Origin of the sequence: Dyella sp. 333MFSha (assembly GCF_900102405.1) — a bacterium.
In the GTDB taxonomy this organism is placed as follows: Bacteria; Pseudomonadota; Gammaproteobacteria; order Xanthomonadales; family Rhodanobacteraceae; genus Luteibacter; species Luteibacter mycovicinus.
Window position 1 is genome coordinate 186,740 of record NZ_FNBR01000006.1, and the last position, 25,332, is coordinate 212,071.

Consider the following 25,332-nt stretch of genomic DNA (forward strand, 5'->3'; position numbering starts at 1 on the left):
TCCGGAGGTGGTAGGAATACCCGTAAGGGTAACCCGGCCACATGTCGGCGGGATGTGCGTGAAGGCCTATCCGGGCCCGGTGGTCGCGAGGCAGCACTGGTTTGGCAGCTGCGGGCGCGTGTAGTGTTCCGCCGTATCCAACACGGAAATGGAATCAGCCTGTGGCAGTCGCCAGCATGAAATTCAGTGAACTTGAGACCTCGGCACTAGAGCTGAACGTGCTCTACGAACAGCTCGAGGTCAAGCGGTGGGGGCGTGTCTGGACGACGCAGGAACTCGCACTTGGTTTCGTAGGTGACGTCGGCGATCTGGCCAAACTGATTCAGGCGAATGCGGGTGTCCGGGACATCGATGACTGCAAAGTCAAACTCGGTCATGAATTGTCGGACTGCTTATGGTCGATCATGGTACTGGCCAACAAGTGCGGCATCGACCTGGAAAACGAGTACGTGAGAAACACCAGCGAACTGATCGAATACGTCTCTGGCGAGCTGCGCACCTGAGAAAATGGCCGTGTTCAAGGAAGAAGCAATGACTCACGGACAGCGCAACAATTTTGATGCACTGAGGCTATTTGGCGCCTTCCTCGTGCTGATCAGCCATCAGTTCGCTCTGTCCGGACGCGCTGAACCAAGGTTTGTCGGGGATCATTCGTTCGGCAACCTGGGTGTGCTCATTTTCTTTTCAATCAGCGGCTATCTGGTCACATCCAGTTGGTTGAAAGACCCCCATATTCTGCGCTTTACCGCCCGTCGCGCCCTCCGGATGATGCCGGCCCTTTGTGTATCAATTCCGCTGACGCTTGCAGTGATAGCTGTGCTTGGACTGACGGGATTTCCTCAAAACCCAAGACACCTCACCAACGGATCACTGTGGACCATTCCGTACGAGGTCTATTGTTACGGGCTGCTTCTCGTTGCCGGAGTTGCAACGCGGCGTCCATCTATCGTGTTCGCTGTGGGAGTCTTTGGTTACTTCGTGCTTTCCGGCCTGCAGTCCGGGGAGAGTTTCCTCGCTGACTTCGGGCTCTTCTTCGCCGCAGGAAGTCTGTTGCGGGCCTGTCCTTACCTCCGCAAACCCCTGCCGACCCTGTCATCCCTGGTCATCGGCTACGCACTCATCCGCGTTGATCAGACCAATCTTGGGCTCGCCTTCGTCGTTCCGTCACTGACAATTGCGATTGGCGTGCGGTCATGGGCTGGTCTGCGAAACATTTCAAAAGTCGGAGATCTCTCCTATGGCATTTACATATACGCATGGCCCGTGCAGCAGATAGGAGTCGCACGTTGGGGGCGGGAAACGCCTTACCTTGAACTGCTGTCCATCACCGTGCCCGTAACCGTTGCTCTGGCCGCTGCCTCGTGGCACCTCATCGAAAAGAAGGCCTTACGCTTCAAGCCGGGTCGGCCATTTGGAAATAGCGCGCCAGGCAGGGCACGCGTCGTTTCGGAAGCGGACCTTCATTAAGCTTTACACCGAGGTGTTGATTCAGGAGATTTGGGCGGCCTGAAGGCCTTGGGGGCCAGACGTGAAGGGCCGCCCGGCCGCGTGGCCGCCAACCCGCTATAATGCCCGGCTTCCTATACCCCCGGTACCCACGGCAATGTCCCAGGCCGCTCCCAAAGTCGGTTTCGTCAGCCTCGGCTGTCCGAAAGCCCTCGTCGACTCCGAACGCATCCTCACCCAGCTGAAGGTCGAAGGCTACGAGATCGTGCCCAGCTACGGCGAGGCCGACGCGGTCGTCGTCAACACCTGCGGCTTCATCGATTCGGCCGTTCAGGAATCGCTCGATGCCATCGGTGAGGCGCTTCACGAGAACGGCAAGGTGATCGTCACCGGTTGCCTGGGTAAGCGTTCGGAGCTGATCCGTGAGAGCTACCCCGACGTCCTGTCCATCTCGGGCCCACAGGACTACGTCAGCGTGATGAGCGCGGTGCATCAGGCGATCCCGCCGACCCGGAACAAGTTCCTCGATCTGGTGCCCGACACCGGCGTGAAGCTGACGCCCAAGCACTACGCGTACCTGAAGATTTCCGAGGGCTGCAATCACCGCTGCAGCTTCTGCATCATCCCGTCGATGCGTGGCGACCTCGTCAGCCGCCCGGTCGACCAGGTGCTGATGGAAGCCGAGAAGCTGGCCCGCGGCGGCGTGAAGGAGTTGCTGGTGATCTCGCAGGACACCAGCGCCTATGGCGTCGACGTGCGCTACGCCGAGCGCGAATGGCGTGGCAAGTCGTACCGCACGCGGATGACCGAGCTGTGCGAGGGCCTGTCCGAACTGGGCATCTGGACCCGGCTGCACTACGTCTACCCGTATCCGCACGTCGACGAAATCATGCCGCTGATGGCGGACGGCAAGATCCTTCCGTACCTCGACATCCCGTTCCAGCACGCCAGCCCGCGCATCCTCAAGCTGATGAAGCGCCCGGGTAACGTCGACAAGACACTGGAGCGCGTGCAGAACTGGCGTCGTCAGGTGCCGGATCTCACCATCCGCAGCACGTTCATCGTGGGCTTCCCCGGCGAGACCGATCAGGAGTTCCAGGAACTGCTCGGCTTCCTGCGTGAGGCCGAACTCGATCGCGTGGGTGCGTTCGCGTATTCGCCGGTCGACGGCGCCAGGGCCAATGACCTGCCGGGTCAGATCGACGAAGAACTCAAGGAAGACCGCCTCGAGCAGTTCATGGCGGTGCAGGCCGAGATTTCCGCCGCCAAGCTGCAGCGCAAAGTGGGCAGGACGATCAAGGTGCTGGTGGACGAAATCGATACCGATGGCGCCTGGGGCCGCTCCAGCGCCGATGCGCCGGAAATCGACGGTGCCGTGCGTATCGACGATGGCCAGCTGCTGAAGCCTGGCCAGTTCGTTGACGTCGTCGTCGAAGAAGCCGACGCCCACGACCTCTACGGTCGTCTGGCTTAAGTCCCATGCGTTACGTGGCGCCGACGCGGGATTCGCTCGATCGGAGCGTGTTCGCGTCGCCGCCGCTTTCCGCCTGGGGCGATTACACGTCGCTCCTCGACGGCGATACGTGGCCCGATACCGCGCTGCTGAATGCCTTGCTCCCGCCCGGTTCCGCCGTGCGCTTCGTGACGCAGGACAAGGCCCTGCTCGACGACGGGCTGCACTACGAGGAGCGCATCGCCCGCAAAGGCGCGATCGCCACGCGTGCCGAGAACTGGCACGACCTGTTCAACGCGCTCATCTGGCTGCGCTACCCGTCGCTGAAACGCGCGCTCAATGCGCGCCAGATGGATGAGATCGCGCGCATGGGACCGCGGGAGCGCTCACGTCCGCAGTGCGCGCTGACGCATTTCGACGAAGCGGGGATGATCGTTTCGCTGCGCGATCCGGCCATGCTGCACGCCTGGGATGCACACGACTGGTCGACGCTCTTCTGGACGCATCGCGAGGCCTGGCTGCGCGGCGAAGCGAGCGTCGAGGTGTTCGGCCATGCGTTGCTCGAGCATGCTCTGACGCCGGAGAAACTGCTGGTGGGGAAGGCGTTGGTCGTCATGGACGGTCGCGATGCGCGTGCCGTCTGCGCCGAGGCGATCCACAGCGGTGCCGTTCTCAACGATCCACAGGAACTTCGGCCGTTGCCGGTATCCGGCGTGCCGGGGTGGCACGCGGATACGGGGGAGGCGTCGTTCTACACCACGGCGCCGTGTTTCCAGCCGCTGCGCGCCGGGCGGGTCTACCCGCCACCGCTTTAGCGAAAAGCGCTCAGCTCAGTCCGTGATCCCGCACGTAGTCGCCGAGGAGGCTGTCGTGATCGACGCCCAGCTTGCGCATGGCATCCCGCTTCTGGCGGCTGATCGTCTTGACCGACTTGCCTTCGCGGTCGGCGATCTGCTGAAGCGACATGCCATTGACGAAGGCACGGATCACCTCCGTCTCACGCGGTGACAGCGGTGCACCCGGCATGGCGACCGAGCTCTCGTCGGCCTCGTTGAGGATATCGAGCAGGGTTTCGCTGAGGTAGGTTTCGCCGTCGGAGACCGCACGTGCGGCCGTGGCCAGCTCGTCCATCGGGGCACGTTTGTCGACGATGCCGCGTGCGCCGCGCGAGAGCATCGACTGAAGCGCGGCGGGGCGGTTGATCATGGTCAGGACGATCAGCGCGATGTGCGGATAATCCTTGGCGATCGCTTCGAGAAGGGGGAATCCGTCGTCCTGCCGATCGCTCGGCATGAGAAAATCCGTAATTACGACGTCACATTCGCGGTCGGCGAGCATGGCCAGAAGTTCGTCGGCCGCCTTTGCCGCACCGACCACTTCGATATGCGCATTCTCGAGCGCAAGCCGCCCGCCAACGAGAACGAGGGGGTGATCGTCTGCCAGAATGACCTTGAGTGGCATGCCTTGCGTTCTCCTGAATACGTTGCGACACATTGAGCTTCGAACCGATTATGCCCAGAAGGTTACCTTGACGAAGCCTCCCACGTGATCCGACGCCTGCTCCCGTTAATTTTGTTTGTGCTTGCCAGTGTGGCGATGGCCACCCCGGACGTGCCGTTGCGTCCGGAGGATGCCGAATGGCTCCGCCACCACCCCGTACTCACGGTCGGCGCCTACCCGGAGGGCTATCCCCCCTTCGAGGAGCTTCGTGACGGTGAACTGGAGGGTCTGGGCCCGGACTACCTGCGCGAGATCGCCGCGGAGCTCGGCGTCACGTTGCAGACCCGCGAATACCCGAGCTGGCCGGCGCTCCTGGCGGGCCTGGCCAGGGGCGAGATCGATGTCGCCACGTCGGTCACGCCGTTGGAACAGGGCATGCCCGGCATTCGTGTGGGTGCGACCTACTTCGAATCCCTCCCGGCGGTGGTGGAGCGTGTGGACGCGCCCATCGTGCACCGTCCCGGCGATCTGGTCGGCAAGCGCCTGGCCGTCCATACCGGCTACTTCGACATTTCTGCCTTGCGTCGCGAGCTGCCTGAGACGACTCTGGTCGAGACCGCCTCCACGGCCGAGGCGCTGGAGCGCGTGCGCAGCGGTGACGTCAACGCGTACCTGGACAACCCGTATTCGGCACGCGAGTTCGTCTCGCGCCTGCGGCTGGACCATGAGCTTCGCGTCGGGGCGCCGCTGGCGCTGCCGATCAGCGCGCTGGCCTTCGCTGTGCCTGCGGAGCGTGCTCCGCTGGGGCGGGCGCTGGACCACGCCCTGGGTGAGCTCACCGCCGCGGATCACGGTCGCCTGCGTGCGCGCTGGGTGGGTCGGGATATCGCGCCGCGGCCGAGGGAGGCCGGTATCCCTCTCAGTGAAAAGGAGAAGAACTGGCTGCAGGCGCTGCCGCCTCTGCGTCTGGGGGTGGATCCCAGCTATGCGCCTTTCAGCCTGATCACGGGGCAGGGTGAGGCGGAGGGCCTGTCGCTGGATTACGTGCGCGAGATCGCGGCCGAACTGGGCATCCGCGTCACTCAGGTGCCCAGCGAGAACTGGGCGGGCACGGTCGAGCGGGTGCATCGGGGCGATGTCGACCTCGTCGCGGCCATCAATCCGCAGAGTGCGACGGCGCCGTTCCTCGAACCGAGCGTGCCTTACCTCGACTTTCCGATCATGATCGTGACGCGCGAGGGCTCGCCCACGGTGGCCGGCCGCGACGATCTGGTCGGTAAACGCGTTCTGGGTAACACCACGCGTGAGCCGATCCGTCGGCTGCTCTCGCGCATTGCCGGCGTGCAGATCGTGTCCGTCGATACCGAGGCGGACGGCCTGCGCCGCCTTGCGGCCGGTGAGGGGGATGCGTTCGTTGGCAATCTGGCCTCGGTCGATTACCTCATCCGCGAAAATTTCCTTGGCCAGCTGAAGGTGGCCGCTCCCACCGGCGACAACGAAGCGATCGCCATCGGTGTGCGGCGTGAACTCGCGCCGCTGGTTCCGCTGGTCAACCGTGTGCTGGTCAACCTGTCGACGCACCGGCAGCAGGAGATCCGCAACACCTGGTTCGCCTCCCACTACGTGGTGGGACCGACATGGCGTGAAATCGCGGGGCGCGTGCTGCCGTTCGTGGCGGTGTTGCTGGCTTCGCTGATCGCCATCAGCTACGCGTACCTCAATCTGCGTCGCGAGACGCGCCGACGCGAACGTACGGAGCGGCGTCTCGCCGAGGTCACGGCGCATGTGCCCGCGGTGGTCTACGAGGCGGTCCGTGGCGTCGACGGCGCTTACGCGATGGCCTATGTCGGTGGCGATCCGCAAAGCATTCTCGGCATGGAGCCGGGCGAGCTGCTCGCCGGCGGCGAAACCATGCTGGCGCCCGTGCCGGACGAGGATCGCGAAGCGCTGCGCGAAGCGTTCGAACGATCCGCCCGCGAACTCACGCCGCTGCATGTCACCGTTCGCGCCCAGGTCGGCGGGCGCACGCGCTATCTCAGCTCCGATGCGGTGCCGCTGGCGGCGGCCGACGGCAGCGTGCGCTGGAACGGCTACTGGGTCGACGTGACCGCGCAGGAACTGGCCGCGCGCGGCGTCGCCCATGCACGTGACGAAGCGGAAGCCGCGACGCGCGCGAAGAGCGATTTCCTCGCGACGATCAGCCACGAAATCCGTACCCCGATGAACGGCGTGATCGGCCTGCTCGACGTGCTCGAGCGTACGCCGCTGGATCGGGAGCAGCGCAAGATGGTGTCGACCATCGAACATTCGGCGGAGGCCTTGCTCCACATCCTCGACGACGTGCTCGACTTCTCGAAGATCGAAGCCGGTCATCTGACGTTCGACCCGCGGCCCGCGGATCCACGCGCCATCGTGGAGGGCGCCGTCGCCATCATGGCGGCGCAGGCGGAGGCGAAAGGACTGCACGTCGAAGTGACATTCGACGAGGCCCTGGCGCCTGCGCTGATGGTCGACGACGGGCGCTTGCGTCAGGTCCTGCTCAACCTGCTGGGTAACGCGATCAAGTTTACGGCGCGTGGCGCCGTAAGCGTGGCGTTACACGTCGACGAGGAGCATGGCGCGCGCCAGCGCCTGCGCTTCGTGGTCAGCGACACCGGTATCGGCATTCACGCGGCCAAGCTTCGGCATGTCTTCGCCCCGTTCAGTCAGGCCGAGTCGTCGACGACCCGCCGCTTCGGCGGGACGGGCCTCGGCCTGGCGATTTCGCGGCGTCTCGTGGAACGCATGGGTGGGCACATCGCGATCGAGAGCGAGCCGGGACGGGGCACCGTCGTTACGGTGACGCTCGAGCTGCCTGTCACCACGCTGCCGCTGTCGCAGGATACGGAGGTCGACGACAGGGACGCTGTCGCCGCCACGCCTCGCGACGCCCGCATTCTGCTGGCGGAAGATCATCCGGTGAACCAGGAGCTCGTCCGCGTGCAGCTGGCGCTTCGGGGTTACCGGTGCGATGTGGTCGACGATGGTGTCGCCGCGCTCGAGGCCCTCGACGTCGGCGACTACGATCTGTTGCTGGTCGATTGCCACATGCCCCGCATGGACGGCTATGCCGTGGCGCGCGAAGTGCGTCTGCGCGAGGCGGGTGGCACGCGGCGTCTGCCCATCGTCGCGATGACCGCCGACGCACGCTCGGATCAGCGGGAGATTTGCCTCGCGGCAGGCATGGACGACCTTCTTCGCAAGCCGATCCGGCTCGAGGCGTTTCATGAGACCGTGGCGCGCTGGCTTGGCGCGCGGGCTCGTGTCGACCTCGACGACACGCGTGACGACGCCGGTTCCGACCATGCCGGCAACCACGCGATGGCGCCTTCGGTCAGCGTGCCCGACCTCGGAATCGACATGGATCGCATGCGCCGCGCGTTCGGTTCCGACGCCAACGTCGTCAGCGTGATTCAGGCGGGTGTGCAGGCGACGCGGGATGCGCTGACGAGCCTCGATGTCGTAGCGGCTCGCGCGAATCGCGATGAGGTCGCGGGATGGATTCACCACGTGCTGGGCGGCGTGAACGTCTTCGGGCGATCCGAGGTGGGCGAGCAGGGGGAGCGGATGGAGCTGGCGTTGCGGGAAGGCGGTGACGTCGACCGGGCCGCGTTGCGAGACTTCGCCGCGGGCGTCGGGCGATTTGCCGATGGGTTGGAGGCGTTTGCCGGGCGGCTGGTGGCGGCTTCGTAGGGTCGCCGGCAGGACTGTCTCCCTGCCTGTATCAGTCGTACGCCACCGCCAGAATCGCAAACCGCGTCCGTCCACCCGGCAGATCCGCCTCGAACTCATCATCCAGCCGCTTCTTGAGTACCGCGCGCGCCATGGGCGAATCGATACTGATCCACCCTTTGCGTGCATCGGTTTCATCCGGTCCCACGATGCGGTAACGCACCGTCTCGCCGGTTTCCACATTCTCGAGTTCCATCGTGGCACCGAAGAAAACCGCATCGCGTTGCGAAGGCGCCGCTTCGACGACCTTGAGGACCGGAATGCGTTTGCTGAGATAGCGCGCGCGACGATCGATCTCGCCGAGTTGCTTCTTGCGGTACGTGTACTCCGCATTCTCGGACCGGTCGCCTTCGGCGGCAGCCGCGGCCAGTGCCTTGACCACTTCGGGACGTACCGTGTGCCACAGATGGTCGAGCTCCGCCTTGAGTCGCTCGAAGCCCTCGCGCGTGATGATCGCCGTCGACGACGGCGACGGCGGGCGCCAGCGGCTCATGGCGACACCCCGTATGTCGGGCTCAGCGTCGCCAGTAGTGCTTCCAGGTCGGATCTCACGGGATGTTCCGGATAGTTGGCAAGCAGCCGGCGGGCGAGCCGTGCCGATGACACGGGGTCGCCGAGACGGTCGTGCAGACGCGCCGCCAGCAGTCCGTAGCTGGGCGCGCCCATGTCACGCGGCCAGGTCGTCAGGTAGCCCTGCGCGAGATGAAGCCCCAGCCGTACCATGCCGCCATGCGCGGCGACGTCCGCCAGCGGTCCGCACGTGCGGGGATCGTCAGGGAGAAAAGCGGGATCGACGTCGAGACAGTCCTGAACCACGCCCAGGGCACGCCGGGTTTCCCGCCCGGCGATCAGCGCGGCGATCCAGATCTGCCCATGGACGAGCAGCTCGGGAAGCCGGTCCTGCGCGCGTAGCAGTTCACGGTACCGGGTATGCATCGGGACGGGTGCGAGGCCTTCTCTCAAGCGCTCCGTAAGAATGTCGGTGGCGCCGGGAATGTCGTCGCGCGCGATCAGGTTGACGTGCTGAAGCAGCGCGTCGTCGTCATCGGGTTCGGTAGCCTCGCGCAGCGCGATGGACGAAGGGAAATAGCCCAGCGTCTCGTGTTTGTGGTGAATCAGAGCGCCCATGAGATGAAAGTTGTAGATGGTCAGGTAATTGGCGACCGCGTAATAACCGAGCGTGCCGATGAACGTAGGGCCGTGATCTTTCATGGCGTACTGCGCGCCCGCCTGGAGCAGGCTGGTCAGCATGACGATGGCGAACAGCAGCAGGTAGCTCGGACCGAAACGGGCGATGGCCGCGACCCAGTTAGCCGGGTTCAGCGCCGCGCCGACACCGTCGAAGGTGAGCGACATCGTGATCACGGGCAATACGAAGGCGAACACCAGTGAGACGAGCAATCCGGGAATGCCAAGGAAGAACGGTGCCAGCACGGCCAGTGCGTTGCCGGTGAGCTGAATCAGGATCAGTGCGACGCCCGTGCTGTCCTCGGTGTTGAGCGCGAGCTCCGGCGGATCGGCGAAGCCATCCGCCGTGTGCCGGAGGCATTCGAACGCGTAGACGTAGATCGCCATCCAGCCGATGAAGATCACCAGCAGTTTCAGACCGGTCACCGGCAGGAACGAGAGCGCCTCCAGCAGCGTCACCGCGATCAGCGTCAGCCGGGCGCCGCTACCCAGGGGGTAGCGAAACCCGTCGATCGCACGCTGCGAAAACGGCGTGTCGGCGTCGGCGAGCGCGTGTCGCGGCATGCTCAGCGCTTTCCGCCGAAGATGCTGCCAAGAATGCCGCGTACGATCTGCTGACCCGCACGCGTTCCGGCCGCGCGCACCATCGACTTGGCCATCGTCTCGACCATACACTGCCGACGTCTGGTTCCGAAGACGGCGTCACGCACGGCGCCGCCCCAGCCCGCGTCGTCTTCGCCCGCCTTGCCGGCGGCGTCGCCGGTTTTACCCGCGGACTTCACCGACGGCGCATCGTCGGCGTTCTTCGCCGTGGCGCGCGCGGCGAGGCGTTCCTCGGCCGATTCCCGGTTGACCGACGTGTCGTATTTCGCGCCGACGGGCGAGCGCGCGCGAACGGTCGCGCGCTCGTCGTCGGTGATCGCGCCGATGCGGCATTCAGGCGTCGACACGAGGATCTTCTGCACGGGCGAGGGGACACCGCCATCACCGAGGGTCGATGCCAGGGCTTCGCCGGTGCCCAGCGTGCCGATGCTTTCGACCACATCGAGTTTCGGGTTTCGCGCGAACGTTTCGGCGGCGGCCTTCACCGCTTTCTGGTCGCGCGGGGTAAACGCGCGCAGCGCATGCTGTACGCGATTGCCCAGCTGGCCGAGGATCTCGCCGGGTACATCGTCGGGATTCTGGGAGCAGAAGTAGACGCCCACGCCCTTGGAGCGGATCAGCCGCACCACCTGTTCGACACGCTGGCGCAGGGCGGCCGGTGCGTCGTCGAACAACAGGTGCGCTTCGTCGAAGAAAAACACCATCTTCGGCACGTCCAGATCGCCCACTTCGGGCAGTTGCTCGAACAGCTCCGACAACAGCCATAGCAGGAACGTCGAATACAGGCGCGGCTTGAGGATCAGGGTATCCGCCGCCAGCACGTTGATTACGCCACGGCCGCTCATGTCCTGACGCATCAGATCCGGCAACTCGAGCGCCGGTTCGCCGAAGAAGGCGTCGGCACCGTCCTGCTCCAGCTTCAGCAAGGATCGCTGTATGGTGGCGACGCTCTGCGGACTGATCAGGCCATAGCGCGACGAGATGTCCTTGGCGTGCCCGGAAGCGAAGCCCAGCATGGCGCGCAGGTCGGGCAGGTCGAGAAGCAGCAGGCCTTCATCGTCGGCGACCCGGAAAATCACCTCGAGGACGCCTTCCTGCGTGTCGTTCAGCTCCAGGATGCGGGAGAGCAGGGTCGGGCCCATCTCCGACACCGTGGCACGTACCGGGTGACCGGCCTTGCCGTAGATGTCCCAGAACACCACCGGATTGGCCTGCGGTTTCCAGGTCGTGAGACCGAGCCTGGTCAGGCGGGCGGTGAGCTTTTCCGACGGAGCGCTGGCGGCTTGTGACAGGCCGGCGAGGTCGCCCTTGGCATCGGCCAGAAAACAGGGCACACCGAGACGGGAGAAACCCTCCGCGAGCAGCATCAGGCTGACCGACTTTCCCGTACCCGTGGCCCCGGCGATCATGCCGTGGCGGTTGCCGTAGCGGGAGTCCAGTTCGACGGCGGCCTCGTCATTGCGGCCGATCAGGATCGTGGGCATGGTTTCATCCTTAAGAATCTCCTGAACAAGTGTACGCAACGATATGCCGTTACGGAGAAAATTGACGCACGACCGCTTGAGTCCGGGCGGTCCGGCGGGTAACGTGGCCGCCACTGCCTGACCCTGAGTTTCGTACATGTCCTTTCGCGCGCCGCGTTCGCTTCTCCTGCTTCCCCTGGCGATCCTCGCCGGTTGCGCTTCCAGCGGTACGCCCCGTCCGGGCAAGGCCACGCCCGAGGTCAATGCGTTGTACGACCGGATGAACCAGGCGAGCAAGGGTTACGAGAGCTCGATCGACCAGGCTCGCCGGGGCGATACCCCGCAGGCGGCGCAGACGCGCAAGCAGTCGCTCGACCAGCTCAAGGACGCGTCTGCCCGTTGCAGCCTGACCCCGGGTTGCGACCCGCAGCGGTTCGCCGCGGTGTTCGATCGTCTGCTGCGCCTGAAGGACGGCAGTTTCATCGAAGGCGAAGATGCGGACGATACGGAGCAGGGTGCCGAAGTCGGTGCGCAGCCGGGCGACGCGAATCTGCCGGGCTCCGTCGCGATCGGTTCGTTACCGGCGGCGCAGCGCGCTGTCACCATGCTCAAGGGCCAGCAGTTTTCCGACCTGATGGTGATGAACGGTCCGGTCAAGGCGGCGCTGGAGCTCTGGCTGACCCAGCTGCGTCCCAACCTGATGGACGCTTACGTCAATTACCAGATGATGCGCTACAAGATGTGGCCGGCCTACAAGAAAGCCGACCTGCCCGAGGCGCTGCTCTTCGGCATCATGGCCAAGGAGTCGGGCGGCAAGGTGCACGCGGTCTCCCGCTCCGGCGCATCCGGCCCCCTGCAGTTCATGTACGCCACCGGCTTGCGCTTCGGCCTGAGCAACTCGGACGGCTTCGACCAGCGCTTCGATCCGACGATGGCGGCGCAGGCCAATGCGGAATACATCGACGAGCAGCTGGCCGCCTTCAACAACAACCTCGAGCTGACCCTGGCCGCCTACAACGGCGGTGAGGGGCGCATGCGCCGCATCGCGGCGAGCAGTCCCGGCGCGGGCTTCTACGATCCGCAGATCTATGGCCAGATGTCGGCGGAAACGCGCGACTACGTCCCGATGGTGCTGGCCGCGGCATGGCTCTTCCTGCACCCTGACAGCTATCACCTGAGGTGGCCGAAGATCGACGGTGAGCCGGGCCAGATCACATTGAAGCGCCCCGCCTCCCTGAGCGAACTGACGGTCTGCCTCGGCTCGTCGCAGGACATGCCGGAAGGCTGGTTCCGCACGTTGCGCAACCTCAATCCCCGTCTCGATCCGCAGATCAGCCAGCCGGTGGGTACGCGACTCGAAGTGCCCAGGCAGCTGGAGAAGGCCTACGCCTCCAGCTGTGCCGATGGTCCGTGGCCCATTCTCGCGGCCGACCTGCACAACGCGGTGAAGATCATCGCTCCACCCCCGCCCGCCGCCACATCGGCCGCGCTGGCCAGTGGTTCATCGTCGTCGACACCGTCGAAGTCATCGTCGTCGGCGTCCAAGAGCTACACGGTGCGTCGGGGCGACACGCTCGTCAGCATCGCTCGCAAGAGCAACTGCGCGGACGTCGAGGACATCGCGCGGATGAATGGCCTCAAGGGGCATCAGCTGAAAGTGGGGCAGGCGCTGCGCGTGCCGGTTTGCCGATAGTCTTTCCGAAAAGAATCAGGCGACCGCGTGCGGCTCCATCCACGCGTCGGCGGCATCGCGCTTACCCGGCGCCGAGAGTTCCTTGATCTGACGCATCAGGCGAAGAATCTGCCGGTGCAGGTCTTCCATGCCGGGACGGCGGGAATCGAGGGTCTCGTGATACACCGAGGCGATCCACAGGGCGACGCCGCGTGTGGCGATCAGCGGATTTTCCGAGCGCGCCTTGCCCAGGCCGACATCCGGCCCGTGACCATAGGTGCTGTAGCGTTCTTCCGGCGGAGTGCCGTAGAGATGCGGGAAGTCACATGCCGCGGCCTGCTCCATCTCGCGCCTGACCAGCTGCTGCAGGTCGGCGTGTGCCCGGACGGGAAGAGCAAGCACGACGCGCTCAATGTCGGCGAGCTGCCGCTTAAGGCGGATCTCGCGATTGACGGCAATGAGATGAGTGACAAGACGCATGGACGACTTCCCCTGGGCGGATGCTTCTTATGACCCCGGCGCTTCCCCCTAAGAGGCGCCGGAGCCACGGAGCATACGCTGACGTCGCGTCAATTTGAAGACATATTCGTCACATTGTGACGCGGTGGGTCAGTCGCGCGTGCCGGCGCCCACATACTGGCCCAGGCGCTGGCCGACGACGACCTGCTGCTGGGGCTGGAGGTCGTCGAAGCGGTAGCCCTCCGGCAGCAGGAGGATCACGGTCGAGCCCATGTTGAAGCGGGCCATCTCGCCGAAGCGATCGATGTGGACGCCTCTGCCGCGGCAGTCCTTGCGGATGATGTCCGCCGCGTAAGGCGGGATGGCCATGCCGTCCCAGACCGTGGCGACGCTCGAGACCAGGATCGCCCCCACCATCACCGAGACGAAAGGGCCGTGTTCGCCGTCGAAATGGCAGACGAGGCGTTCGTTACGCGCGAACAGGCGGGGGATGTCGGCCACCGCGAACGGGGCGACGCTGAAAATGCGACCCGGCACGTGCGTGGTGCCGGTCAGCGTACCCGACAGCGGCATGTGAACGCGGTGGTAGTCGCGCGGGGAGAGGTAGATCGTCGCGAAGCTGCCGTTACGGAACGGGGCGGCGGCCTCGCTGCTGCCGAGCAGTTCGGCCGCCGTGTATTCCTGGCCCTTGGCCTGGAAGATCCGGCCGTCGCGAATCGGGCCGCACTGGCTGATGCGTCCGTCAGCGGGACAAAGAATGGCTTGCGGATCGGGCGCGGCGGAGCGTGCGCCCGGCTTCAGCTTGCGCGTGAAAAACGCATTGAAATGCTGATAGGCGAGCGGGTCGGGCTGCGCCGCCTGACTCATGTCGACGTCATAGCGCTGGACGATCTCCCGGATCAGGAAATTTTTCCAGGGCGTCCATTCCCAGCGGGTCGCCCAGTAGACGATTCGCGAGAGAAAGCGGTGCGGGAGGATGTACTGCAGCAGGACCTTTGGCTTCATCGGGGAAGTATAGGCGAAGCCCCGCGTTTCCCGCTGCTGCGGTGAGACTGTGCAAAAACTATGCGCATATTCGGCAAATTAATGCACGTTTTTTTCATGGCCTGCCGAATATACCTAAGTAATGACCGACGTGTCTTCGACACGTCGCTGCTTCGCACGAGGCCCAGGAGGGCCACGGTGAACGGGTGAGGGGGCTCGCGTCGCCGGGTAAGGGAATGCCAGTCGTGCTTCACGGTGCCGGGATCGGCGCCCGATAGGGATACGTACCAAAAATGAGCTCCCAGGTTATTTCGCGCCGCGCCATGATGGGCGGCCGTCGTCGCGCCAAATTGTTTCTCGCCGTCGCCGCGGCACTGACGGGTGGTCCGGTCGTCGCTCAGACCGTCACCCTCGACGCCTATTCACCCACGAAGAACGACAACCAGCAGTACGCCACGGTACTGACGCCCGGTCAGGTGGTGACGATCTCCGGCCCACAGCTTTTCGCCGCGGGTGACACGGGCACGCGCAACACGACCATCGCCGCGCTGCAGGGGCTTGGACGGATCCAGTCGGGTTCCGAGTGGATCGGTGCGGCACGTCTGAATCCCGGCACCCAGAACTTTGGCGTCAGCGTGCCGGATCCCATCACCGGCGGCCGGCGTGTCGTCTCCACGTACAACAGTGCCAACCTGGTCGGGCTAAGCACCGTTGACGGCAGCACCGCGGTGCCGGACGTGGTCAACGTCAACGGGCAGCAGTACATCGACGCGCGCGTCGGCACGGTGACCAGTGGTGGCGGCGCGCTCACCGTCGACATCGGCAGTCCCGGCGTGCCGACGGACTCCACCACCAACGGCTGGACCATGGCGGCGAAACAGACCTCCCTGTTCTACGCGGACGGCACCGGGAGTGCGGCCAGCACCATCGACTGGACCTCGCGCAATCGCATCGCCTTCAACGGCGATGTGGCCAACCCGGCCCAGCCGCAGAACCTGTACGTGAGCTACGTTTCGCACTACGGCGGCACCTTCGATGTCACCACCGTCGATGGCGTGACGAGTTCACACACCGTCACCAATGACGCGCAGCTGCGTGATTACAACAATTTCCTCATCGCCAACCTGCAGACGGGTAATCTCGCTCCCACGTCGTACGCATCGTTGTTCGCGAAGGGCTACAGCGCGACGACCGAGCAGATCAGCTACGGCATCAGCGCGGACGACGCAGCCGATGAAGTGGCGCAGCCCATCGGTAATCGCATCGTCATGCAACTGGTTGGCCCCAACGCCTCCGGCACGGTGGCTTCCGGCGCGACGCTGGAAGCCGTCAACACCAACGGCGGGACGGTGCGTGGCGAAGCCGGCGCGAATGTGACGATCAATGGCACGCTGGCTGCCACGCATAACACCGGCGACGGCTCGGCGCTGGTGCTGACGGGAGCGGGTACGACAGGTACCAACAATGGCGTGATCAACGGCAACTTCTTCCGTAATGCCGACAACACCATTACCAACGGTGCCATCGGGTCCACCGCGGTCGATCTGCAGTCCGGCGGTACGTTCACCAATGGAACCAACGGTATTCTCAACCTCGCCACCGGCTCGGCCAACGGCGCGGGCAAGTCGATCGGCGTGCGCGTAGGCGCCAATGCAAGCGCGACCAACAACGGCATCGTCAACGTCGGCGTCACGGGTTCGCGCTCGAATGGCTCGATGGACGGCATCGCGCTGGGCGATCCCAGCGCCATCTTCACCAACGGAGCGGCGGGCACGATCTATATCGGTCGCGGACCGCAAACGTCACCCGCGACGCCGGCGGCCGACATCGCGGTCAACCAGGGCACGATGACGACAGGCATCTACGTACCTTACGCGGCGATCGCGCGGAACCAGGGCACCATCACGCTTGGCTCGCTCACCCAGAACGCCGCGGGCATTCTGGTGACGTCGCCGGGTGCGAACGTCGACAGCTCGGGGACGATCAACGTCAACGGCGCGGCCGCCGCGGTACCGCGTGAAAACGATGGCATCCTCGTACAGAACGGGGGCGCCACCGGTAACGTCGTCAACAGCGGAACTATCAACCTCAATGGCGTGAACGGGACGGGTATCAAGGCGCTCTCGACCGGCGCGACCGCATCGCTGGTGAGCAATACGGGCACGATCAATGTCGCCGGTGGCGCGGATCCCGCCAGTGGCACGCGCAATTACGGTGTCTGGGCCGAAGGGCAGGGCAGCGCCACGGCGAGCGCGAACGTGCAGGGTGCGGTAAACCTGCTCGGCGATGGCGCGATCGGTATCCATGCGCGCGGCCGCGCCACGGTCGATGTCGCTGCGGGCGCGGCACCGAGTTTCGCCAGCGGCACACGACAGATCGGCTTCTTCGCCTACGGCGATGACGCTCATATCAATGTCAACGGTGGCAGCTCGCTGAACGTCTCGACGGCGCAGTCCACGCTGTTCCGGCTCGACTCGGGCGCGGATTTCGATGGCACGGGGCTGAGCATGGTCGCTTCCGGTGCGCAGTCGACCGGTATCCTGGGTACGGGCACCGGTTCACTGGTGAACACCCGCAACGCCGGTATCACGGTCTCGGGCAACGGCGCGCAGGGCGTGGTGGCGGAGGGTGGCGCGGTGGCCACCATCGACGCGGCGACCAATGTGAATCTTGCTGGCGCTGGCGCTATCGCCGGCGTGGCCGACGGCCAGAAACACAGCCTCACCGGTGCCAGCCAGGGTGCGGTCGTCACCAGTACGCAACTCAACAGCCTGGCGAATCTCACGTCCGCAACGAGCGGCGTCACCGGCTACATCGCACGGAACGGTGCCAGCCTCGTCAATGCCGGTGCCATGACTCTGACAGGGGCTAACACCACCGGGTTCATCGTCGAGACCAACGGCAAGGCCATCAACAACGCGGCGCTCAATCTGTCGGGCCCGGGTGCCACGGGCGCCTTGCTGCGCTCGGGCGGCACGTTCGCCAACAACGGCAGCATCCATGTGGGCAGCGGCACCGGCGTGCGCGTGGAAGGTGCGGGGACGCAGCGGCTCAATCCCGCCGGGTCGATCACGGTGGATGATGGCGTGGCGGGCGTGCAGCTGACCAGCGGTGCCGGCCTCGTGCTCGGTTCGGGCGACTCCGCGATCGTCACCAACGGCAGCGCGCACGGCGTACTGCTGGACACGGGCGCCGCCTCGCTCAACGCGACGGGCACGACGATCACCACGCTGGGTACCGGTAACGCGATCGAGAACGCCGCGGAGACCGGTGCGATCACGCTCCGCGGCGCGACGCTTCGCGTCGTCAACGGTGCGGGACTGCGTACCGCGACGGCGATCGATCCCTCGTCCACGGCGACGTTCAACGTCGACGGCTCGGGTGTGGGCTACGCGTTCCGCCGCGCCGACGGCAGTCCGACCGACGGCAACCTTTCGATCGGCAATGGCTTCACCGTCAACGGTAACGGTGCGGGCGCGACCGGTATCCAGGCCCTGACCACGGGTTCCGTGGCCAATGCCGCGTCGGTGAATATCCTTTCGCCGGCCGGTGGATCGGCGCTTGTGGCAGGGACGGCGTCCTCGGTATCCAATGCCGGGGTGCTGACGTCCGCAAGCACCGCGTCGCCCGTCGTGGATCTTGCCAATGGGACGGGCACCAGTTTCGTCAACAGCGGCACGATCCGTGCGGCGTCGCCGTCGGCGCAGGCCGTGCGCGGTAGCGCCGGTAACGATACGGTCGGTCTCGTCAGCGGCAGCGTACGCGGCGACATCGGCACGGGGGAGGGATCCGACACGTTCGCCTGGACGGGCGGCACCCTGCAAGGCGGCCTGACCATGGGCAACGGGACGGGTAACCAGGCGACGGTGGGCAAGGTCGATACGTCCGGCACCTATCATCTGCTGGCCGGGACCGGCGGCGGTAACTCGCTGACGTTCGACGGGACACAGACACGCGGCGGCACGTTCGCCTACGACGATCTTGCGAAGGGTATCAACCTCGGCAACGGCTGGAACACCGTCTCGCTCGCCAACGGCGCGCAGTTCACCCTTACGGACAACCTCAAGCTCGCCAACAGCGACGTCGACATCGATCCCACGTCCACCCTCTATGCCGGTAACGGTGTCTATCCGGTGATCTCGGGCGCATCGCCGGGCTCGGCCAACGTGAATAATGCCGGCCTGATCGACCTGACCCAGGGCAGCGGATCGCCGGGCAATCGACTGACGATCGACGGCAATTATGCGAGTTCGGGCGGTCGGCTGAATCTGGTAACCAACCTCAACGCCGGTGGCGCCCTGGCCCAGCAGCAGACCGATCGCCTGCTGGTGCAAGGGAATGCATCGGGTGAAACGGTGCTCGATGTCACACCTGCCGCGCTGAGCACGGGAGCGCTGACCGATACCGATCGCAATGGCTACGTGCGTGCCGATGAAGGTATCTCCCTCGTGCAGGTCGCGGGCACTGCGACGGGCGGCGCTTTCCGGCTCAAGGGCGGTTATGTCGCGGCAGGTCCGTGGCAGTACGGCTTGTACGCCTTCCAGCCTGGCAGCAGCGATGCGTCGCAGCGCGTCGTGGGTGGTGCGACCACCGGCAACGCGTTCTGGGATTACCGGCTGGCCAACGTTCTGGTCTGCGACGGCCCTTGCCCCACGCCCACCACGGTTACACCGTCGCCTACGCCAGCGACGGGCCTGCCTTATCCGACGCCACAGCCGGGATCGACCGGCGGATTCGTGCCGGCAGGCGATGCTCGCCCGGCGGTCGTGCCACAGGTGCCTTCGTACATTCTCTCGCCCACCGCGCTGGCCATCTACGGTTACAGCACGATCGACAACCTGCATCGCCGGCTCGGCGAGATTCGCGATATGAACGATGCGGGAGAGGGTCTCGGCGGTGAGCCCTTCGTGCGTTACATCGGTGGCGACTACAGCTACTCCTCCAACCGGTCGTTCCGTCAGTACGGCTATGACGCCGATATCGACACGCATGCGGTACAGGTGGGCGTGAACATCTTCGCGCTCGATGCGGACCGGTCAGCCCTGCGGGCGGGTATCGCCTATACGCACGGCACGACGCGGCTCGAACCGAAAGCGGCCGACGGCTACAGCCGTACGAAATTCGATACCAACTCGGTCGCCATGTTCGTTACGTGGCAGCACGTGAGCGGTTTTTACATCGATGCGATCGCCCAGGGCGACCGCCACGTCGGCGACGTCGATACCGCACGCTCGAAGGGTACGGCGCGCATCCGCGGCTCGGGCTGGAACGGTTCGCTCGAGGCCGGGTACCCGTTCAAGTTCGATGGCGGATGGGAACTGGAGCCGCAGCTTCAGCTGACGCGTCAGCACATCGCGCTACGTGATCAGACGGATACCGATGGCGCCACCACACAGTTCAACGACCTCTCGCAGACGATCGGACGAGCCGGCGTGCGTTTCGATCGCACGTGGGTGACGGATAGCGGCAGCAAGGCCACGCCTTATGCGCGGGTGAACTACATCAAGGGCTGGGGCGGCAGTTCGCCGGTGAACGTGGGCGCCGAGGGCTACGACATCTCGCAGCAGTTCGCCGGCGGCGCTTTCGGTCGGATGGTGGAGGTGGGGCTGGGCGGTACGTATGCCTGGACCAACCGGATCTCGCTGTATGGCGAGGCGGACTGGCAGAAGAAGCTGGGTGACGCGGGAACGCGTGGCTGGGGCTTCAACGTCGGGGCGCGCTGGGACTTCTGAGTCCTCCGGGCTGAGGGCGATCGCGTATCGCCAGCCAGCTGGCCCCCATCGGCGCCGGCTCCCACCAGGGTGTCGCAACCTGGTGGGGGCCGGCCTGCCGTTGACCGGTCGTCCCTCTATTTCACCACGGGTAACTCGACGTAAGTTCCGTTCTGCCCGTCGCGATAGATCTTCTGCGTCGCCTTCCGGTAATCCCCCGGCTTCGCGTTGAAGATGTTCGGTACGAAGGTCTGCGGGTTCCTGTCGTAAAGCGGGAACCAGCTCGACTGGATCTGCACCATCACGCGATGCCCCGGCTGGAACACATGGTTCACGGTCGGTAGCGGAAACCGGTACTCCTGCGCGGTGTCCGGTTGAAGCGCCTTCGGCGTGTCATAGCCCTCGCGGTAGCGGCCGCGGAAGATCTCCATCGCTACCGGCAGCTCGTAGCCACCCATCGACGGCTTCTCTTCGACCTCGTCCGGATACACGTCGATGAGCTTGACCACCCAGTCACTGTCCGTGCCACTCGTCGATGCGAGCAGATGGACCAGCGGCTCGCCGGCGACGCCCATCGGCTTGTCCAGCACGGGCGAGACATAGGTCAGCACATCGGTCCGCGACGCGAAATCGCGCTGGTCATCCACGAGCCATTCGGGCCACGAGTCTTCGCGATCGGCCACGCCGTGCGACCACGACTGAATCGGGCGCACGCGGTAGGGAACGGGCTTCGCGGGATCCGATACGTATTCGTCGTCACCCTTGGCGGGTGCCGCCGTCCCCAGCGCGCCGTCGGCTCCGACGAACCAGCGCTGCATCGCGGGTACACACCCGTCACGGCAGGCGGAAGGCCACGTATTCAGCTTGCGCCACGCGTTCTCACCTGTAACGAACGCATTGACCGGCGCGATATCCGCTTTCGGCGCATCGTCCTTGAGGTACTGGGCGAGAAAAGGACGCAGGATCTTCTGGCGGAACTCGGTGCCCGTATCGCTGCCGAGATCGATCGCGCCGATCGTGTTGGCTTTCTCCCATGTCTTCGCGTGACGCCACGGTCCCAGGACCAGCCACAACTTCTCGTGCCCGGGATCGCGCGGCGCGAGGGCGCGGTACACCGCCATGTCGCCGTAATTGTCTTCCTGATCCCACAGGCTGTGCACCAGCATGGTCGGCACGGTCATCGGCTCCTTCGCCGCGACCTTGTCGATGGCCTGCTCGGACCAGAAGCGGTCGTACGCGGGATGCGCGAGAATCTTCTGCCAGAATCCCAGCGATTCCATGCCGTAGGCGCGGCCGATATCGCCAGCCGAGCCGCCGCGAAGATACAGGTCGTAGTCGTCGCGGTAACCCGTCGTCCAGCCGATGTCGCTTCCGCGCGAATTCACCATGCCGTAGATATAGGGGATCATCTGCTGGCGAAACGCGCCACGATGGAACCAGTCGTCGCCCATCCAGCCGTCGATCATGGGATTGATGGGCACGGCGACCTTCAACGCCGGATGAGGGCGGATCGTCGCCACCATCGCCTCGAACCCGTCGTACGAAATGCCGATGATGCCGACTTTGCCGTTGGACTCCGGCACATGTTTTACCAGCCAGTCCACCGTGTCGTAGATGTCCGAGGACTCATCCACGGCGGTCGGATTGCCATGGCCGATCGGCGGGCGGTTCATGACGAAGTCGCCTTCCGAACCGTGTTTGCCCCGGATGTCCTGGATGACGCGGATGTATCCGTCCTGGACGATGATGTCGGCCGGGTTGTCGTAGCCGCGCAGGGCGGTGTCCAGATGCGGACTGTCGCTGCGGTGACCCATGCCATCCGCGCCGTAAGGCGTGCGCGTGAGCAGGATGCCGGCGTGTGCCGTGCCCTTGGGCATCAGGATGACGGTATGCAGTTTGACGCCATCGCGCATCGGGATCTCGACGGTGCGGCGCACGTAGTCGAAGCCGGGGTTCGTCGGCGTGAATCGGGCCGGCGTTTCCGTCGGCAGGTCTTTGTAGGTCTTCTCGCCACCGACCGCCGGAGTCGCGAGGACCCCGGCGGCAAGCGCGACGATACCGAGTCGCAGAAGTGGATGCATGGACGCTCCGTCAGAAGTCGTAGGTGACGCCAAACCGGGCGTAACGCGGCTGGGTGTAGCTGATGACCTGCTGGTAGCCGTCGTTCACCGAGTTGGTGCTGCCCGACACCGGGTTGGTCCGCTGCGAGCGCTGCTGGTTGAGGATGTTGAACACCGATACGGTGAAGGCCAGCTTCTTGTCGGCCCAGAGCGGACGGTACTCCGCATTCACGTCGACCAGCTCTTCCCACGGCTCGCGACCCTTCGCGCCGTATGCCGAAGGCACACCGAAGCAGAAGTGATAGTAGCTGCCGTAACCGGAAGGGTCGCTCTCGTCCGCACCGTAGCGGCCGAGGCACGACTTCGGCAGTCCGGACTGGATCAGGATGTTCGCCGAGAGCAGCCATTCGGGAGCGATCTGGTAGGAACCGTAGAGCTTCAGCTGGTGCTTGCGATCGTTGCCCAGGTTGCCGTTGGCGTAGTTCATCAGCGTGGCGTAATCCCAGTCACGCGATGCCGCGACCGAGCCCTGGCCCACGTCCGAGCGCACCTGTCCTTCCGTATTGCCGTAGCTGCGCGAGTAAAGGTAGTCGATCTTGCCCGACCACGTGCCGTCGAACGGGTGCGACAGGTAGAGGTCCAGACCGTAATAATTGCGCTTGAGGTGAGGGAAGCCGAAATCGGCGTTGGTCACGGTGACATTCGTGTAGCCGCCGTTCGCATTGGCCAGCTGGTACACGTTCGCGCGGCCCGGATTCGACAGGTAGCAGCTACCCACCGTCACGGCGTCGATGTCGGCACCTTGTGCGATCGCCGCACGGGTGATCGCGCCGTTGTCGCAGACGTCATCCAGCGCGTTGCGCAGGTGACGCACGGTAGCCTTCGCGCCCGCCACCCAGTCGGCGTTGATCTGCTTGTCCAGGCCGAGAATGTATTCGTCCTGATACTCCGACTTGATGTTCTTCGCGCTGACCGTCTTAGGGTCGGGCGGCTGTCCGTATTCGCCGTTGGGAGAGACCGCACCACCGGTGGCCGACTGGATGAAGTTGACGCCGGTCGGCAGGCCGTTCGCGTCGATGCCGGTATAGGTGAAGTACTGGTTGGTCGCCAGCGAGCCGGCGGAGGTACGCAGCGCCACGGAGGCCGGCATGGCGAGGAAGTAACGACCGGCATTGCCGTAGATCTTCATGCTCGAGTCGCCATTGACGTCCCAGCTGAAGCCCAGTCGCGGCGCCCACTGCGGGCGGGTCAGCTTGAGATACGGCTGGCCGGACGGGTTGTAGTTGGTGAACTGATCGTTGCGCAGGCCGAGGGAGAGCAGCAGGCGGTCGGTGACCTGCCAGTCGTCCATGATGTATTGCGCACGCTGTCTGACGCGTACCGAGGCCAGCGTGTTGTAGTGGCGGTAGTAGCCGTAGTAACCGGTCTGGCCACCGGGATAGTTGGCCGGCTTGTCGACGAAGGGGCTGTCGCTGATGTTGAGATTGGGATCGCCCTTCGCATACCAGAGTTCGTAGCCGTCGCCACCGATGGTCGTACCGTCTTCGATGTCCTGCGAGTCCTGATTGTCGATACCGGCGGTGATCGAGTGGCTGCCGATCTTGTAGTTGAGGTCGACGCGCAGGTTGCGGTTGGTCGACTCATGATCCGGGTTGTCCACCGTATCCAGCGTCTGGCCGTTGGTGATCGGCGTGCCGCCATTGAGGGCCGGGTTCTGCTGACTGACGTTGCCGATGAACGGGCCGGAGACGCCGGTGGCCGGCGGCTCGTTGTAATAGGTGAGCTTCGACTTGCCGTACAGGGCGGTGAGGGTCAGGTCATCGGTAATGTAGCTGGTGAACTTCGCCACATAGACCATCGCTTTGGTCTTGTATGTCGAGTCCGTGCTGGCGAAATCGCCCACCGTATCGGTCGGGTAATCGTAGGTGTACTTGTTGCCGTTGGAGCGATGCGTCTGGTTGACACCGGTCAGCTCGAGAATGTTGTTATCCGTGATGTTCCAGTCGAGCTTGCCGTACCACTTCGGGTCCTTGTACGTGTACCGGGTGTCGTAGGCGTGGTTGACGTCACCGATGCTGTTGCCTTTGCTGCGCTCCATTTCCACCGCGGCGAAAGCGTACAGCTTGTCCTTGACCAGCGGGCCGCCGGCGTACGCACTCACGGTCGTGGTCCACTCGTGGTTTTCGTCGTTGCGCTGGTTGATCGTGCCCGGGGGCGCCGGGTTGTCGTGACCGTAGGTGATGTTGCGCGCGCTGGCGCGTGCGAAATCCGGCTCCCAGAGCACCTGTGCACCGAAGTGCCACTCATTGGTGCCGCGCTTGCCGACCTGGCTGATCACGCCGCCGTCCGAGCGGCCGTACATGGCGGAATAGCCGCCGCTGAGGATTTCCTGCTGATCGACCGCACCGTAGGGCAGGGTCACGCCACCGAAGCCGCTGAGCGGATCGGTCGTGTTCATCCCGTTGATGTAGTAGGCGTTCTCGGAAACGGCCGAACCCGCGAAGCTCACCAGGCTGCCGCCAAACGCGTTCTTGAAGCCGGTGTAGCCCGGCGAGGCGCCGGGAGCGAGCAGGGCGATGGCTTCGGCCGAACGCTGCAAGGGCAGCCGGGCGAGATCGGCGGAGGTGACCACCGTGCTCGATGCGACGGTGGCGACATCGATCTTCGCCGCCTGCGTGGCCGAGACGGTCACCTGATCGAGCTGCTGGGCATCCTGCGAGGAGGCGGCGGCGAACGACACGTCCGTTGCGGCGCCGACGCGCAGGGTGACGTTGTCGCGGGTATCGACGATGTTGCCGTTGGACTTCAGTGACACCTTATACGTCGCCAGCGGCAGGGCCTCGGCGACATAACGACCGCGCGAGTCGACCGCGACCTCGCGGGTGATGCCATTGCTGCCTTCGATCACCACGGTCTCGCCACTGGCGACAGGCGCGCTACCGGCGATGCGGCCGGTGGTAGCCTGACCATAGGCGAGGCCGGTCAGTGACGCCGCGACGGCGGCGCACAACAGGGTGCGTCGGAGATTGGGGCGGGGAATCATGGGTTGCTCCGGGAAGGACATGGGGTTGTGATGGGTGAG

General features: G+C 64.9%; 15 protein-coding genes. 7 read left to right on the top strand and 8 right to left on the bottom strand.

Annotation, left to right across the window (positions count from 1 at the left end; genetic code table 11):
- Window positions 1-176: 176 nt before the first annotated feature.
- The 4 genes from BLT40_RS18465 to BLT40_RS18480 all read left to right on the top strand — a co-directional run bounded on the left by BLT40_RS18465 (window position 177) and on the right by BLT40_RS18480 (window position 3,714).
- Window positions 177-503: a nucleoside triphosphate pyrophosphohydrolase family protein gene (locus BLT40_RS18465; protein WP_079522093.1), complete on the top strand. Its 327-nt coding sequence runs from the start codon at window positions 177-179 to the stop codon at window positions 501-503.
- Window positions 504-513: 10 nt separating this feature from the next.
- On the top strand, window positions 514-1,467 hold the full coding sequence (locus tag BLT40_RS18470; protein ID WP_176167838.1) for an acyltransferase family protein: 954 nt from the start codon (window positions 514-516) through the stop codon (window positions 1,465-1,467).
- Between the two features lie 136 nt (window positions 1,468-1,603).
- Entirely contained in the window at window positions 1,604-2,920 is a 1,317-nt protein-coding gene (gene rimO / locus BLT40_RS18475; RefSeq protein WP_079522057.1) for a 30S ribosomal protein S12 methylthiotransferase RimO, read from the top strand.
- A 5-nt stretch (window positions 2,921-2,925) separates the two neighbouring features.
- Window positions 2,926-3,714, top strand: a complete 789-nt coding sequence (locus tag BLT40_RS18480; protein WP_079522058.1) for a DUF3025 domain-containing protein — start codon at window positions 2,926-2,928, stop codon at window positions 3,712-3,714.
- A gap of 10 nt (window positions 3,715-3,724) precedes the next feature.
- Here the strand turns inward: BLT40_RS18480 and BLT40_RS18485 are convergent, their stop codons facing one another.
- Window positions 3,725-4,360, bottom strand: coding sequence for a response regulator (locus BLT40_RS18485; RefSeq protein ID WP_036114118.1), 636 nt, complete (start codon window positions 4,358-4,360; stop codon window positions 3,725-3,727).
- A gap of 84 nt (window positions 4,361-4,444) precedes the next feature.
- On the opposite strand from BLT40_RS18485, the gene BLT40_RS18490 reads away from it, so the two are divergent.
- Window positions 4,445-8,071, top strand: a complete 3,627-nt coding sequence (locus BLT40_RS18490) for an ATP-binding protein (RefSeq protein WP_143025914.1) — start codon at window positions 4,445-4,447, stop codon at window positions 8,069-8,071.
- 31 nt (window positions 8,072-8,102) lie between these two features.
- Here BLT40_RS18490 and greB read toward each other — a convergent pair whose 3' ends face one another.
- The 3 genes from greB to BLT40_RS18505 are packed head-to-tail and all read right to left on the bottom strand — an operon-like array spanning window position 8,103 to window position 11,385.
- A complete protein-coding gene (greB, locus tag BLT40_RS18495) occupies window positions 8,103-8,603 on the bottom strand; it encodes a transcription elongation factor GreB (RefSeq protein ID WP_036114111.1) in 501 nt (166 codons plus the stop codon).
- Entirely contained in the window at window positions 8,600-9,862 is a 1,263-nt protein-coding gene (locus BLT40_RS18500; RefSeq protein WP_090355672.1) for a DUF4013 domain-containing protein, read from the bottom strand. The genes greB and BLT40_RS18500 overlap by 4 nt, the downstream gene beginning before the upstream one ends.
- Before the next feature lie 2 nt (window positions 9,863-9,864).
- Entirely contained in the window at window positions 9,865-11,385 is a 1,521-nt protein-coding gene (locus BLT40_RS18505) for a helicase HerA-like domain-containing protein (protein WP_090355677.1), read from the bottom strand.
- 136 nt (window positions 11,386-11,521) lie between these two features.
- Between BLT40_RS18505 and BLT40_RS18510 the strand changes: the two genes are divergently transcribed.
- Window positions 11,522-13,057 (top strand): transglycosylase SLT domain-containing protein, encoded by a 1,536-nt coding sequence (locus BLT40_RS18510; RefSeq protein ID WP_090355682.1) that lies wholly within the window; start codon window positions 11,522-11,524, stop codon window positions 13,055-13,057.
- Between the two features lie 15 nt (window positions 13,058-13,072).
- On the opposite strand, the gene BLT40_RS18515 is transcribed toward BLT40_RS18510, so the two are convergent.
- Both BLT40_RS18515 and asd read right to left on the bottom strand, forming a co-directional pair.
- Window positions 13,073-13,516 carry a hypothetical protein gene (locus tag BLT40_RS18515; protein WP_036114103.1) on the bottom strand — a complete coding sequence of 148 codons (444 nt, stop codon included), beginning with the start codon at window positions 13,514-13,516 and terminating at the stop codon, window positions 13,073-13,075.
- Between the two features lie 129 nt (window positions 13,517-13,645).
- Window positions 13,646-14,500 carry an archaetidylserine decarboxylase gene (gene asd / locus BLT40_RS18520; RefSeq protein WP_090355685.1) on the bottom strand — a complete coding sequence of 285 codons (855 nt, stop codon included), beginning with the start codon at window positions 14,498-14,500 and terminating at the stop codon, window positions 13,646-13,648.
- 272 nt (window positions 14,501-14,772) lie between these two features.
- On the opposite strand from asd, the gene BLT40_RS18525 reads away from it, so the two are divergent.
- Window positions 14,773-20,211, top strand: coding sequence for an autotransporter outer membrane beta-barrel domain-containing protein (locus tag BLT40_RS18525; RefSeq protein WP_218124578.1), 5,439 nt, complete (start codon window positions 14,773-14,775; stop codon window positions 20,209-20,211).
- Between the two features lie 116 nt (window positions 20,212-20,327).
- Here the strand turns inward: BLT40_RS18525 and BLT40_RS18530 are convergent, their stop codons facing one another.
- Both BLT40_RS18530 and BLT40_RS18535 read right to left on the bottom strand, forming a co-directional pair.
- Window positions 20,328-22,271, bottom strand: coding sequence for a CocE/NonD family hydrolase (locus tag BLT40_RS18530; protein ID WP_090355689.1), 1,944 nt, complete (start codon window positions 22,269-22,271; stop codon window positions 20,328-20,330).
- A gap of 10 nt (window positions 22,272-22,281) precedes the next feature.
- Window positions 22,282-25,293, bottom strand: coding sequence for a TonB-dependent receptor (locus BLT40_RS18535; protein ID WP_090355692.1), 3,012 nt, complete (start codon window positions 25,291-25,293; stop codon window positions 22,282-22,284).
- Window positions 25,294-25,332 lie beyond the last annotated feature (39 nt).

What these genes read in the sequence shown, in the direction of transcription:
- BLT40_RS18465 (WP_079522093.1), top strand. Translation starts at nt 177, where the DNA reads ATGAAATTCAGTGAACTTGAGACCTCGGCACTAGAGCTGAACGTGCTC.
- asd (WP_090355685.1), bottom strand. Translation starts at nt 14,500, where the DNA reads ATGAAGCCAAAGGTCCTGCTGCAGTACATCCTCCCGCACCGCTTTCTC.
- BLT40_RS18510 (WP_090355682.1), top strand. Translation starts at nt 11,522, where the DNA reads ATGTCCTTTCGCGCGCCGCGTTCGCTTCTCCTGCTTCCCCTGGCGATC.
- BLT40_RS18480 (WP_079522058.1), top strand. Translation starts at nt 2,926, where the DNA reads ATGCGTTACGTGGCGCCGACGCGGGATTCGCTCGATCGGAGCGTGTTC.
- BLT40_RS18530 (WP_090355689.1), bottom strand. Translation starts at nt 22,271, where the DNA reads ATGCATCCACTTCTGCGACTCGGTATCGTCGCGCTTGCCGCCGGGGTC.
- greB (WP_036114111.1), bottom strand. Translation starts at nt 8,603, where the DNA reads ATGAGCCGCTGGCGCCCGCCGTCGCCGTCGTCGACGGCGATCATCACG.
- BLT40_RS18535 (WP_090355692.1), bottom strand. Translation starts at nt 25,293, where the DNA reads ATGATTCCCCGCCCCAATCTCCGACGCACCCTGTTGTGCGCCGCCGTC.
- BLT40_RS18525 (WP_218124578.1), top strand. Translation starts at nt 14,773, where the DNA reads ATGAGCTCCCAGGTTATTTCGCGCCGCGCCATGATGGGCGGCCGTCGT.
- rimO (WP_079522057.1), top strand. Translation starts at nt 1,604, where the DNA reads ATGTCCCAGGCCGCTCCCAAAGTCGGTTTCGTCAGCCTCGGCTGTCCG.
- BLT40_RS18515 (WP_036114103.1), bottom strand. Translation starts at nt 13,516, where the DNA reads ATGCGTCTTGTCACTCATCTCATTGCCGTCAATCGCGAGATCCGCCTT.
- BLT40_RS18500 (WP_090355672.1), bottom strand. Translation starts at nt 9,862, where the DNA reads ATGCCGCGACACGCGCTCGCCGACGCCGACACGCCGTTTTCGCAGCGT.
- BLT40_RS18505 (WP_090355677.1), bottom strand. Translation starts at nt 11,385, where the DNA reads ATGCCCACGATCCTGATCGGCCGCAATGACGAGGCCGCCGTCGAACTG.
- BLT40_RS18485 (WP_036114118.1), bottom strand. Translation starts at nt 4,360, where the DNA reads ATGCCACTCAAGGTCATTCTGGCAGACGATCACCCCCTCGTTCTCGTT.